We start from the raw sequence: 13,327 nt of genomic DNA, 5'->3' as shown, positions 1-13,327 counted from the left end.
AATCTGAATCCTGTGCTTGACTTGGAAATATCCATATAGGACATTTCTATTTGGGAATAACATTCGTATTTTAAGCCTTCGATTATTAAGTGTTTTTCTTGGGAAAAAGGCTTAACGCTGAAAATCTGCATTTGGGCGCCAAACTTGGTTTGCTGCTCTACAAACTGAATTTCGACTTCTTGGGTGTTGTCAGCGCATTCTTCTAATACGGATTGGATTTGTTCAACCGGCATAACTCCAGCCGTTGGCGTTAAGTTGTACTTCTGCGGTGAAAACACCGTAGCCGATAAATAAGCCTTTGACTTACCGTCTTTTTCAGTACGGTATACAGATGACAAAATGGTGCGTGTATTAAATTGAACTTGCATGGTAAAAGCCTCCTCAGGCAACTAAATGTAAGCCCGGTTTCGGGCTGTATTGTGAAACTGGAATTTGGTAGTCAGCCGGCTGCTGATCGCACATCTTGAGTTCTAGCAAACGCACAAACGGAATGACTTTGCCATTTGGATTCTTATGCAGGTTTTGAAGATGTGATTTGCTGATATCGTAATCTAAAAGCGAATTTAGGCATTTATAAAATTAAGCTTCGCTGTAAAGTTTCAATGAGCTTATTTTTCTTCCGGTACCTGAGTTAAGAATTTCAATGCCTGCTATTCCAGTGTATCTATTTGTTTTATCTAAAAAATAATGATAGAACCCCACTCTATCAAAGCATTTTATTTCCGCTATGTAAAAAGCGAAATAATAATTGACAACTATTATTGTCAAAAATAAGCTAAGCTTTATCCAGCCGATAAGCCAGCCCTTCCCGTAATAGCCACACTTAAATAAAAATCCTTAAAAATCAAAGGAAATAATATGAATGAACATAAATTAAAGTGCATACATGCTTTTACAAATGATGCATTGGCAGATTATGATGCAGTCAAAATTGCGCAGCTCATTCAAAACAGAGAAGTTTCCGTCCAGGAAGTGACTCAGGCAGCCGTAGACCGCGCTAAAAGAATCAATCCGCATATTAATGCCATAGAAACCGACTATTTTGAGCAAGCGCTGAATTATCCTAAATTCAGCATCAACCGCCAGTTTTCAGGGGTTCCGTTTTTCTTTAAGGACAATACCGATTATGCCGGCCTGCCCTCACATCATGGCTCAAAAGCGGTCCGTCCCGGCAATGCGGCAAATAATCCAAAATTGAGCCGGCAGCTGCTGGATCAAGGTTTTGTGGTTCTAGGCAAAAGCACGCTGCCTGAATTCGGCTTAAACGCCAGCACAGAATTCAAAGACGGTACCGCCACACTGAATCCCTGGCATACAGAATATTCCTGCGGCGCGTCGTCCGGCGGTTCGGCGGCGCTGGTCGCTGCCGGCGTTATCCCGATTGCGCATGCAAATGACGGTGGCGGTTCAATACGGATACCCGCGGCCTGCTGCGGCTTGATTGGCCTTAAGCCGACACGCGGCCGCACATTCGGCAGCGATGCATCAAAATCCTTACCCATCAATATTATTTCTGAGGGCGTTGTTACACGCAGCGTCCGGGATACAGCGCATTTCTTTGCAGGCATGGAACGAAGCTTTCAAAATCCGAAATTGCCTGCTATCGGACTGATTGAACATGCGTCCGGGCGCAAGCTGCGCATCGGCTTAGTCCCGCAGTCCATTACCGGTCAGGTGGATCAAGAAACAACGGCAACGCTGTACCAGACAGCGCAGCTTTTAGAAAATCTAGGCCATCATGTCAGCGAGTTCAAGCTGCCGATTGCATCGAGTTTTGTGAATGATTTCAGCCAATACTGGGGCTTTCTGGCCTTTATGCTGCAGAATCTGGGCAAACAGGCCTTTGGGCCCAGCTTCAACGCGCAGGAACTGGACAATCTGACCTTAGGCTTAGCGGGACTTTATAAGAAAAATTTTTATAAAACCCCTGCTTTTCTATTCCGCCTGAAAAAAATTCAGCAGGACTATATGCGTATGTTCGATCATTTTGATGTTCTGCTTTCGCCGGTGCTTGCGCATACCACACCTAAAATCGGCTATTTATCACCGCAGCTGCCTTTTGATGAGCTTTTTGAGCGTATTCAAAACTATGTCACGTTTACACCGATTCAGAATGTCGCCGGCGCACCGGCGATGTCCATTCCAATGGGTGAAACAAAAGTGGATGGGCTGCCTATCAGTATGCAGATTTCTGCCAATCTCGGCGATGAAAAAACATTAATTGAATTGGCTTATGCGATTGAAGAAGCGCAGCCGTGGCGCAGGATACAAGATTTGGATCAACAGCCTTAACCGCCGTTTCATGGCGAATGCGCAATCTGAAGATTCCCTTATGCTGCAAAAGCAGGAGAAGCTGCCTGAAAAGCGGCTTCTCTGTTTTATGGACAAAGTAAACCCGCCTACAGCACCTCAAATTCTATGCGCCGGTTTTTCCTGCGCCCTTCAGCTGTTGCATTGTCTGCAACAGGCTGGCCTGAGCCAAAGCCTTCCGTACTCAGGTTCCCTGCTGGAATCGCTTTAGAAATTAAATAATTTTTAACAGCCGCCGCGCGTGCTTGGCTTAAGGCCAGATTTCTATCAGCATCACCGGAACTGTCGGTATGCCCGGAAATCTTCACTTTTTTTCCAGCCACTTTGTTGAGCGCTGCAGCCATCTCATCCAAAATTTGAATGCCCGAAGGCGCCAAAACCGCGCTGCCGGATTCAAATTCAATAATCCGGTTTTTTAATGCCGCATCAATAATCTGCTGCTCCGCCGCATTGACTGATAATTGCGCGCTGAAGCGGTATGGCGCCGGCAGCAGGCTTTGCATTCTTGCCGAAGTTGGCTGTATGTCCTGCTGCTGCGCTACTTTGCCTATTAAATCCACTTGCGCGCCCCGCACAGAAAGCCTGCCCTGCCTGACCTTCTTCAAGTCTTCAGTAATGAGATTACTGACCGCGCTGCTCCAGCCGTTCGGCGCTGTCACCGCACGCACCTGAATCTTATCGACGACATTCGCCTGTCCATAGGCGGCATACAGTTTGCCTAAAATTTCCTGCTTGGCGGCTTCATTCGGCACAGCGCCTTCAATAACTACCGGCTCTTGCGCCAGCAGCGCGCTGCTGAGGCAGAAGCTTAAAAGCGCTGCGAGGGCTTGCGGATAATGCTGCTTAATTCGCTTATTCATCGTTATTCTTCTATCGCTATTTTTCTATAAATGTTTGCCGGAACAGCTTCACAGCCTGCATCAGGCTGATCTGGCGTTCATTCAAGGACTGCTCCAAAGCGGCCAATCCGGCATTCTGTTCCAGGTATGCATCAATCCAGCTGGCGTCAATTAAGGACACCCAATGCCCGCTCTGCATATCTTGGGTAAATATACTGCTCAGCGCGGTAATGTCCGCGCCCTGAAAGCCAAACAGCAGCACAGGCGCATTGCTGTGCAGAATGCCGATCAGCAGTTCCGCATTTTGATGCTCAACGAAACGGCTGATTAAATTGACCCAAAATGCAGCAATTTCATAGCAGTAGCTAATATTATGGATAGGCAGTATCAGCACTTTATGCAGGCGTGATGTGCCCTGCTGAATGACCGGCTGCAGCAGCAGGCCCAGGCCAATCATGCTTTGCGCCAGCTGATATGGGCTAAAGTTCAGCAGCTTTGCAAAAGAATGCACCGTATGATGTTCATAAAATGAGGCTGTTTCTTCCGGGCCAAAAATCTGAATTTCATCGGACAGCTTGCTGAGCTTATCCAGCAGAATTTCCGGATCGCGGATTGAACGCAGAACCCGGTTGCGCTGATACAGGTCAATCAGGGTTTGCTTGTAGCGGTATGGCGCATGCAGGATATTGTCAAAAGGATCATCCAGCTCCAGCAAATGGCACAGCACCATGGGGAACTGCCGGCGCGAACTGTCTTCACTGCTGATTAAGTTCGCCGCCAGAAAGCGCTTATCCTGCGGGCTGGCAATAAAAAAGTCCAGCGAGGGCAACTGCGCATAAGCCTCTTGAAAATGGGTCGACTGCATCGCCAGCTCCAAAGCCTCTGTAACCCACTGATCAATCAGCTGAATTAATGCATACTGGCCGCTGGTTTTTAAAAAGTCCCCGCGCGCTGGACATTTGCCGTAATACAGCGGTGTCGTTTTTACTTCATACATGCAGGCTCCTCCTGTATGGCCCTGCAGCTGATCAGGCTCACTGTCATAGCGCGGCGCCCCCTGTACCTGCCGGCGCGGCCGCGGCTTGCACCCGCTGCTGGCTTTCAGTCATGGCCTGCGCAGCCACAATGCGCACCGCTTTATTCATTACTGCCTGCTCCGCTAAGGCCATGCCTTTATAGCCCGGATTTGCGCCAATGCTTCCGCTGGCATTTCCGCTGACTAAGCGGAAGTTTACTTTGACAAACACCTTGGCATCCTGCCGGCTGCGCCAGAGCATTTCAAAGGCATTGCCTTGCTGCGTGCGCTGCGCGCCTTCTATCAGCCGGTTGATGCCGTATTCGCCCGGCTCATCCAGCACCGTATGCGTTTTGCCTTCCAAATCAATGGCCGTAATGCGCGCGCCCGGAATTGCGCCTTTATTGGGCCAGACAAAATTAACCCACTGCTGCACGCCATTTTCAAAGACCATACGCTGGCCATCAATATCAATGGTATAGGACAGCAGCTGCGGATTTTCCAGAGGATAGAACTGGAAATTGGACTGATTAGCCGGCGCTGCTGCAGCCGGCTGGTTCAGCTCGCCTGTAGCCATGCCGTTGCTTGGCGCAACGTAGCTCTGGAAATTGGCGGCAAATTGCGGATTTATGCCGATGCCCAAGTCCTGCCAAGTTTTTGAAGTTAAGGTATAGCCGCGCCGGATGACCAGCGGATCTAAATACTCTTTCACAAAGCGCGCAATGCTACCGCTTTCGCCGAAGATCTGATTGATTTCATTGCTGGTCGCCTGCACCGCGGCGCTTGAATTGAACGGATACTTATTGGCTAAATTTACGGTAAATGGCTGATAGGCCTGCATTGTCCACAGCTTATTGATTTCATCCTGCGCCGGCGTCAGCACGGTTTCAAATGACTGCGTCAGCGGAGCAGTCAGCAGTTTCTGCAGCAGCTGCCGATCGGCCTCATTTAAGCCAACCGACATTTTTTCATCGACAAATTTCTGCGCAGCATTGAATACTGAGTTCTGATCATTAATGGTCTGCTTGGCTAATGCCATGCTGGCCGGGCCAATATCCCCTGCGCTGCGCAAGTCATTGAACTTGCTTCTGACTTGGCCTAAAGACAGCATATATTCATCCAGCAGGGACTTATTCTGCTGGTCATCGCGCTTGCGCACGATTTGATAAAATAGCTGGAACTCTTTGGAAATTACGCCCTGAGCTGCAGCAGGCATATTCTGCTGCGCAAGCTTGGCCTCACCGCTGTTTAAGAATTTGCGCTTAAACCATGCCACAAAGCCTTTTTCCGGCGCAGCCAGTTCTGCCTGAACGGCAGGATTATCCCAACTGGTTTCTTTGGCTGCGCGGCTGAATACGGCACGTATCGGCGAGTTTTCAGGCTCGCCTAAAATGTCCATATGCTTCACCTGCTGCTGGAAATCCGGGGCTTTTGCATAGTGCACGCCATTTAAGAATTTGCGCCATTCCGCAATATATTCCTGCTTATACAGCGCTGTCAGCTGCCTGCGGATTTGCTCCGGACTGCCGCTGAAAGTCAAATCATCTGACTGGGCCATATTCAGCACCCAATCCTTGCTGTCCGTTGGACTGGCAGCGGCCTGCTCAATGGCACCTTTGACATAGTCATTCCATGCCTGATAGGTGAAAATCCCCGGCAAGGCATAGCTGCCCAGCATGCTGTTCTGGCCGGATTCGCCTGCAATCTGCTTAATGGTGACCGCCGGAAAGCGCACCGATGCGCGCATTTTAATTTCATTGTAGACGCGGTCGCGCGCAGGAATTCCTGTGCTGACCGCCATCAGAATTTGACGGGTCTGATCGACCAGATTCGCGTCCGATTCCATGCGCGGAAATTTCGGATCATTGGCCAACATCATGGCATAGGATAAAACCTGCTCGGCCTTTTGAATCATTTCACTGCGCGGCATTTGCCCGCGGTTCAAGTCCAGCCATGAACGCCAGAAACGGGTGACCTGATCACTCAAATGACCGGCGTCCCGGTATTGCGGATTGCCCAGCATCAAATAGGCTTTTAAGGCATTGTAGGCATCCTGCGGATCAGTTTCCGCAGGCTCTGAATACGGCTGATTGGAACGCGCCGCCTGATTCAGCTTGATATTGCTGTGATTCGCTTTCAGCGCGGCTTCGCTGCTTTTTACCCGCTGCAGGAACTGCGCCATATTCTGCTGCGCCGGCTGCAGGACAATTTGCTGAATGCCCTTTAAGTACTCGGTTTTCAGCTTCTCACGGATTTCATTGCCGTGGTACAGGCCGAAACTGTATTTCAATGGGCGCTCCTGATCAAAATGATCCAGCTGCTGCAGATGCCCCTGCAGAATCAGCAAAGCATCCAGCTGCGTAGACAATTCATTGCCCGAACGGCTTTCCATTTGCACAACTTTATCTAAATCTGCCTGCACTTCGGCAATCAGCTGCTGATTATTGCGGTATGACCAAACCCAGAGGCTCAAAATAACCGCCACGGCAATTAATGCGCCAATAAACAGCAGGAAACGCTGGCGCTTGCGCGCAGGGTTAATATGCTGCTTCACCAGGTTTTTGTCTTTTAAAATCACGCTGGAAAATAAGCCTTTCAGGAAATAGCCGTGATCCTGTGAAATTGAATTGGCCGGAATGCCGAATCCGCTGTCAGCGCCCTTAATCAAATGAAAATCTTCGGCAATCTGCTCCGTCATTGGGCTTTCAATCAGGCCTTCCTGCAGCGCGCTGGTAAAGTAAAAGCCGCGGAACACCGGCTTGAATTGATAGGGATTGTCCTGAAAAAGCGTGCCGATGAAAGTTTTCAATACCGGCTTTAGGCTTTTAAATTCCAGCGGGAACGTCATTACGCTGGGAGATATATTCTGGGCATGGCGGCGGCTGAGATGCGCGGTGCTGACGCTTTTCAAGCCGTCATACAAAACGCCGTAATGTTTTTCAAACAGCTCTACTGAATTTTGCTGCAATTTGGGATCATACGGCAGGGTCGCGCCCCAAACCTGATCAAATTCATCACTGTCGTAGCATTCAAAAAATTCGGTAAATCCTGCGATCAAATCCATCTTAGAAAAAACCAGATAGACCGGCGCAAAAATTTCCAGGCGCTCGGTCAGGTCCTGAATGCGCGCCCGCAAATTTTTCGCTAACTTAATTGATTTTTCAGGGCTTTGGCTCACCAGCTCCGCTGCGCTGACAATCACAATCAGTCCGTTAATCGGCGCTTTAGAGCGGTTTTTCTTTAGAATATTCAGCAAGCCCAGCCATTCAGCGTGGTCTTCCGCATAGGCGGAATAGCGGCCCGCGGTATCCAGCAGCACGCCTTCCGTAGAAAAAAACCAGTCGCAGCTGCGTGTTCCGCTTAAGCCCGCCGACATCATTTTCTGATGGCTTTCTTCAAAGGGAAAGCGCAAGCCTGAGTTGTAAATGGCTGAACTTTTCCCGGCCGCAGGATTGCCGATCACCATGTACCACGGCAGTTCATATAAGGCTGCCGTGCCCTTTTTATCACCCAGTTTGGATTTGCGGATCAGCTGAATGGAGTCTTTCATTTGCTGATTGATCAGCTGCAGCTCTTCTTTATTTTTCTGCTTGCCGTATTCAGCTTCGGTGTCTTTGGAAATCGCCTCAGCCAAGGCTTCGCCCTGCTTGCCATGGCGGTAATGCTGAATAAGTTCATACACCCCCCAAATAATTAAGCAGAGAACATAAACTGCAGCCATCATCCAAAAAACTTTATTTGGCACAGCATTGCGCACCGCGGCCAGCGCGACAAAAAATGATAAGGCCATGATGGCTTTGGGATTGGTCACATACTGCCAGATATAGCCGAGCAGCGTATAAAATAATGCGTTCACTGTTTTCTCTTATCGTGTTTTATTGCGGTGAATTAATCAGTTTTTTATAAATATTCTTCATCCGGACAGGCTTCAAAATAAGCATAAGCCGAATCCATATCGGCGCTGTAAACCATGCCGGTCAGCTCTTCCGGAAAATGCATGCCGAGCATGAAGGCAAAAATCTTTGCAGCGCGCTGCGTATCTCCGAAAATTTGCCGGATATATAAAAAATGGTGCATTTCTACCGCCGTTCCGGCAAACTGCCGCTGCAGTTTTTTTGCGCTTCTCATATCGGCAGCATCATCCAGCATCAGGATAAAGGGCTGATCCTGCTCAAGCTGCGCCAATTCATTCAGCTGATTCTGCTGCAGGAATTGCGCTGCCTGCGGTTCATTCAGGGTGGTTTTCAGGGTTTTCCGCGGCGCTAAACCGCAAATTGAGGTTTTGCTGCTGGCCGCGCACCAGCTGGCGGCAAATTCAGACGCAATATACTGCTCAGTCTGCCAAAGCTGTTCATCAAGCCATTCCTGATCAATTTCAGAATCCGCATTGATGATCAGGCTGCATTCATGCTCCCGCTGCGCAATCTGCTCCAGCAGTTTCAGCCATGCTGAATAGGCTTCTTCCTGACGGATAAAGTGATGCTCAATCTTAATCTGCGCCGGCAGGATGGAATATTCATCAGCAAACATCCGCAGCATCTGTTCCTGCGACGCTTCAGTGCAGTGATGGACTAAGTTTTCAGGCAGCAGAATATGAATGCTCAGCCGGTTCAGCTTGGCGACCGGTTCCGGCGCGCTATTTAGGCGGTTTCCAGATTCATCTTCGGCATGATCCGGGTCAGTCCAGGCGGGATGCATGCGGTACTGCCGGGCCAGTTCACTGTCGTAATACAGTGCGGAGCGCTGCAAATGGCCGGAAACATGCCACAAAGTTTCTGCATGCTGTTCAATTTGATGCCGCAGCAGCTGCAGAATCCGTTTTTCGCGCATGGTGCTGCGGGCAGCCTCCGCATCATCGCCGTCCAGCTGCGCCAGTTCATCCAATGCCTGAATGCGGAAGGATAAAACCGGCAAGCCGTAGGCATTGCATAGGTCAGGGTCCAGCTCTGGGCTTTTAAACTGCCAGCTTTGCTCAAGAATCGCTTCATTTTCGCCGAAACTGTGCCACGCTGCTGCGGAATAGATATTCAATTCAAACTGCATGCTGTGCGCCGGCTTAGGCTTCAGGCTTTCCTGCGCTTCCTTCTGCTTTTTGTACTGCTGCATTCCTTTATGCATAAAATATGGTGACAGCAGAATGGCGGTGATGGCCAGCGGAAGCAGCAGCAAATAGCTTATTAAGTCCATGCCGCTTGGATCATAGGCGGTATCACGCCAGTACAGAATGACGCAGGCGCTGACCAGAACCGCCAGCGCCGTAAACAGTCCCGCTATTTTTTTAATCATTCCATCTTTTCCCCTATTAAGGCATAACAGGTTTCAGCATTATCGGCAGCTGACTTCGGCTGCAGAAATGCGCCCTGCGCTAAGCCAATCCCGGCATCTGCACTCAAGCGTATTGGCGCGATTTCTTGTTTTTTTAAAATTAGGCGGATATCGACCATTAAAGCGGGGCTGCACCACGTTCTGATCAGCTTCTTGAGCTTTTCGCTCTTCTCGCGCTTCGGCAAAAAGCTTAAATAGTCCTGACGGTTCAATGGGCCAATCACGATTTCAATTTTTTCATCAATCTGGCGGACAGTTTCACCGCAAAAAGCATTCAGGCCCAGACAGCCCGGCTGCGCGCCGCCTAATGAAGCCTGCTGCTCTTTTTCCAGGGTGAATTTTTCAGGGATAAACTCGCGAATTTCAAAGCCTGCTTTAAAAATGCAGTCCAGCATGGTTTTCAGCGCATAGGCAGTATTAGTCTGGCCCTGCATAAGGCCGGAAAATTCAGCAAAATAATCATCCAGCTCCGGCTGAGCATGCTGGCTTTGAATATAGCCGTTCAAGGCATGAATAATATTCAGATAGCTGTTTTCATTGTCTATCTCATAGCGCAAAGGCAAATGGTAGTTCATGCTGGCATCCACATACTGCGCCGTCAGCTTATGGTTGAACAAGTTCAGGAACTGCTGGGTTTCGGCGCGCAGCTGCCGGCCGCTCAGTTTAATTTTATTGGTATAGCTGTACGGCAATGCGCCCTGCATGCCCGTTAGGCCAACCACTAAATTGGTGCAGTGCGCTTGCCCATCTTCAATGCGCAGCGCTTCAATTTCACTCAGCGGAAAGTTCAGATTCAGCGAGCTGCTGAACTGAAAGTCTGCAGACCAGTGCCGCTGCTGTTCCTTGTTGAGATAAGGCATATGCCGCAGCAGCCGCGCCGCCTGAACAAACTCATACGATGACGGCTTTTCCAGCAGGCCGGCAATTACAGAAGTTTCTTGCCACCAACGTTCTGCACGCATTGGTATAGCTCCTGCTGAGTTTGAATATCGTATACATCCACATCCACATAACTGTTCATTTGAACTTTCAAATTGAAAATCCAGGTCAGCAGCTGGCAGAAAATATACAGGCTGTGGCCGCGGAAGACTTCCGCATTCATGCCGAGCCGGACTTTAAGGCCGCGGGCAAACAGCGGATAAGGCCTGCTGTCCACCAGCTTTTGCGTCAATGCAAACTCAATTGACTGAATTGAATTGATAATAATTTGATTTTCTTTAGATTTAGGCAAGTTATACAGTTCCAGCAGCTCCTTAATATGCGAAACAGCCTCGCCTTTCATTAAGGACATATTGTTCAATGACAAATGGGAAATAATGCGCCACTGTTCTTTTTTATTCTGTTCAAAATAATAGGGAATGCTGGGGCGCTTCAGCAGCAGCGCGCGCCGCGCAAGGCTGCTGTCATTTAAGCTCAGGGCATTTTGCTCTTTATTGTAGCTTTCATAAGGCAATTCGCGGTTTGAGCACAGCAGTTCAATGCTGATAAAATCGGACTGGGTGCTGTGCGGTTCCAAATGCCTGGAAATCACCGAATAGCTGAGCTCCTGCGCTTTATTTTTCAGCTGAGAAGGATTCAGGCAGTAAAAAAACTTAATCTGATCATCATGATAGTGGCTCATGGCGAAAAACGGCAAAACTGGATGCAGCGCCTGATCCCGGCTGCTTTTTTCCCGCACCATATTCATGCTTAAAATTGAATAGGCCTGATAATATTCAGGATGATGCGCGTCGGTCAGCAGCGGGTATTCAAGACGCTTATGGCTGATTTTCTGCGGTTCCGCCTGCTTCTTGAATAAATTGACAATTGGCGCAGCAAACAGCTTGAAGTTAGCCGCATTCAGCTCTGAATAATTGCGTACCGCAGCCGGATCATTCAAATTCAGCTTAAAATGCATTTGCAGTTCAAATTCGCTCTGCGCTGGGTTTAAATTATTGATAAAATTCAAATTCAGTTTTAAAAAGTTGAATTTCTCAGGAAAGCAGAAATATTCCATCAGCAGGCGGTAAGCCTGATGCGTATGCTGATCCACCGGCAGCAGGCTTTCCTGCTCATCAAAGCCTGCCAATTCAAAAGGATTGGCAATATCAAAACTCTGCTGGCCAGATTTTATGGAAAAGCGGGTTGAATCCCTGAAAATGCTGTCCAGCACCTGCAGCGGAAAATTCGAAATTGCATCCAGATAAATCGGCAGCTGTTCAGCAGCCAGCAGCCGGTGCTGCTGATTGAAAATCTCAAAGCCCAGGCTCAGGGTTGCATTTTGATTTAGATGCATATGCGCTGTCGGATGCGCCTTGAAATGCAGCTGCCTGACGGCAATCGGCAGCAGCTGCACCTCCTGCGCTGTAGAATATTCGCACTGCACGCCGCGGATGCTTTTGGCTTTTAGCGCCGTGCCGCGCGGAATGCGGTGAATATCCGTCAGCTGCTTGATTTTGTTGATATCGTCAAATGAAACTATCGAACAGGCAGGAAAAGGCTTCAGATACTGCGGAAACATGACCTCAAAAATGGAGCGGGTAAAAAGCTCATAGCTGTCATTCAGCTTTTTATCAATCCGCGCTGCGATTAGGGAAAACGCCTGAATCAGCCGCTCAATATGCGGATCATCAATCTGTTCCTGATTTAAGGATAAACGCTGGGCAATTTTGGGATATTTATGGGCAAACGCACGGGATTGCTGTCCAAATTCCTGCAGTTGCTTTTCATAATAAGGCAGCAGCTCTTCAATCACAGATAAACCCGCTTAAGCTCTAGTTGAAATAACATATTGTTGGGTTGCCGGCTTTAATAAGGCATCAAAAATGACCGGCTCATATAAAGGGTGAATATTCAAATAGGCCTGAATGCTTAAGCACAGCGCGCCCATATTGTGCCCCTCCATCAGCATTTCGACTTTAACCTGCTTGAGGCGCGGTTCATGCGCAGCGATAGACTGTTCAATTGACCGGCAGATTTTGTCGCGGTCGGCTGGGTTTGCTGTAGATAAGCCGACAAAATCAAGAATGCCGAACTGCAAAATTGACTGCTTGGCCAAAGGAAAGTCCTCAACCGCCTGGCCAATTTTTGCCATTCTGCTGTTCAGCATATCTTCCAGGTCTGCAGCGACGGATTCGCGCAATTCCTGCAAAGACAGGCCCTGCCGCGCATGAGGACTGTCCGGCAGCATGCGGTCAAATAGGGTTGCTCTGAAGCCATAGGGATAAAGCTGGTCTAAATTCATATTTTTATTTTTTATGGTTAAAGATGCTTAAATAGAGGCCGGCGCTTTCCGGCCTCTGCATGATTTTTTCTTAAATGTTTTTTCTTAATTTTCTGCTTAAGCTGCGTAAGACGCGGTGTTATTCGAAAGCGACCATTTCTTGGTGACTGCGCCTTTTTGCGTACCGTTGATATCCTGCTGATTATACGTCCATTCAACAGCAGCATATTTCAGGCCAAAGCTTTCGTGCGGCACGCCCTCTTCATTGACATTCGGCGTGACGGCTGAAACCAGCACATGCTTCAATTTAATTTGCAGGTATTTGATGCGCTTGTCGCCGTTGGCGCGGTAGAAGTCAATTTGAACTTCATCAAATGTGTAGCCAGCAGAACAGGCTTCCCAAAGTTTTGGACTGGTTGCATCCAGATCTTTGATGAAAATCATATCTGAATGCTCAACGCGTTCGGCTGTATGGCCGCCGACGCTTGAAGAAGTTGCCGACTTCGGCTGGCGGATGTTGTGCGACCATGAACTGACTTCCAGCCAATTCTTGTGCTCAGTATCGCGCGATTCGCCGTCTATTTTGTATTTTCCTCGAAACTGCACGTATATATCTTTCATTTTTATGATTTTCCT

10 protein-coding genes and 1 pseudogene are annotated in these 13,327 nt (G+C 48.7%); 1 reads left to right on the top strand and 10 read right to left on the bottom strand.

The window, feature by feature from the left end; translation table 11 throughout:
• Together RSA72_RS01290 and RSA72_RS01285 are read right to left on the bottom strand one after the other, a co-directional pair.
• On the bottom strand, positions 1-368 hold a 368-nt coding region (locus RSA72_RS01290), incomplete at its 3' end, for a hypothetical protein (RefSeq protein ID WP_443098323.1).
• 13 nt (positions 369-381) lie between these two features.
• A pseudogene (locus tag RSA72_RS01285) lies at positions 382-543 on the bottom strand (phage/plasmid replication protein, II/X family); the annotation flags it as partial.
• Between the two features lie 315 nt (positions 544-858).
• Here RSA72_RS01285 and RSA72_RS01280 point away from each other — a divergent pair.
• On the top strand, positions 859-2,292 hold the full coding sequence (locus RSA72_RS01280) for an amidase (RefSeq protein WP_332621346.1): 1,434 nt from the start codon (positions 859-861) through the stop codon (positions 2,290-2,292).
• A gap of 107 nt (positions 2,293-2,399) precedes the next feature.
• On the opposite strand, the gene RSA72_RS01275 is transcribed toward RSA72_RS01280, so the two are convergent.
• From RSA72_RS01275 to RSA72_RS01240, 8 genes are all read right to left on the bottom strand, one after another.
• Positions 2,400-3,170 carry an OmpA family protein gene (locus RSA72_RS01275; protein ID WP_332621348.1) on the bottom strand — a complete coding sequence of 257 codons (771 nt, stop codon included), beginning with the start codon at positions 3,168-3,170 and terminating at the stop codon, positions 2,400-2,402.
• Positions 3,171-3,186: 16 nt separating this feature from the next.
• Positions 3,187-4,146, bottom strand: coding sequence for a type VI secretion system-associated protein TagF (tagF, locus tag RSA72_RS01270; RefSeq protein ID WP_332621350.1), 960 nt, complete (start codon positions 4,144-4,146; stop codon positions 3,187-3,189).
• 43 nt (positions 4,147-4,189) lie between these two features.
• A complete protein-coding gene (tssM, locus tag RSA72_RS01265) occupies positions 4,190-8,020 on the bottom strand; it encodes a type VI secretion system membrane subunit TssM (protein ID WP_332632652.1) in 3,831 nt (1,276 codons plus the stop codon).
• Between the two features lie 44 nt (positions 8,021-8,064).
• On the bottom strand, positions 8,065-9,450 hold the full coding sequence (locus RSA72_RS01260; protein ID WP_332621354.1) for a hypothetical protein: 1,386 nt from the start codon (positions 9,448-9,450) through the stop codon (positions 8,065-8,067).
• Positions 9,447-10,451 carry a type VI secretion system baseplate subunit TssG gene (tssG, locus tag RSA72_RS01255; RefSeq protein WP_332621355.1) on the bottom strand — a complete coding sequence of 335 codons (1,005 nt, stop codon included), beginning with the start codon at positions 10,449-10,451 and terminating at the stop codon, positions 9,447-9,449. Before tssG ends, RSA72_RS01260 begins: the two co-directional genes overlap by 4 nt.
• Entirely contained in the window at positions 10,415-12,223 is a 1,809-nt protein-coding gene (tssF, locus tag RSA72_RS01250; RefSeq protein ID WP_332621357.1) for a type VI secretion system baseplate subunit TssF, read from the bottom strand. Before tssF ends, tssG begins: the two co-directional genes overlap by 37 nt.
• 12 nt (positions 12,224-12,235) lie before the next feature.
• Positions 12,236-12,712 carry a type VI secretion system baseplate subunit TssE gene (gene tssE / locus RSA72_RS01245; RefSeq protein ID WP_332621359.1) on the bottom strand — a complete coding sequence of 159 codons (477 nt, stop codon included), beginning with the start codon at positions 12,710-12,712 and terminating at the stop codon, positions 12,236-12,238.
• A 96-nt stretch (positions 12,713-12,808) separates the two neighbouring features.
• Positions 12,809-13,312, bottom strand: coding sequence for an Hcp family type VI secretion system effector (locus RSA72_RS01240; protein ID WP_332621361.1), 504 nt, complete (start codon positions 13,310-13,312; stop codon positions 12,809-12,811).
• Between the last annotated feature and the right edge of the window lie 15 nt (positions 13,313-13,327).

The sequence above is a fragment of the Acinetobacter sp. genome (assembly GCF_036659555.1).
Lineage (GTDB): Bacteria > Pseudomonadota > Gammaproteobacteria > Pseudomonadales > Moraxellaceae > Acinetobacter.
This window is presented reverse-complemented; position numbering and strand designations above follow the sequence as displayed.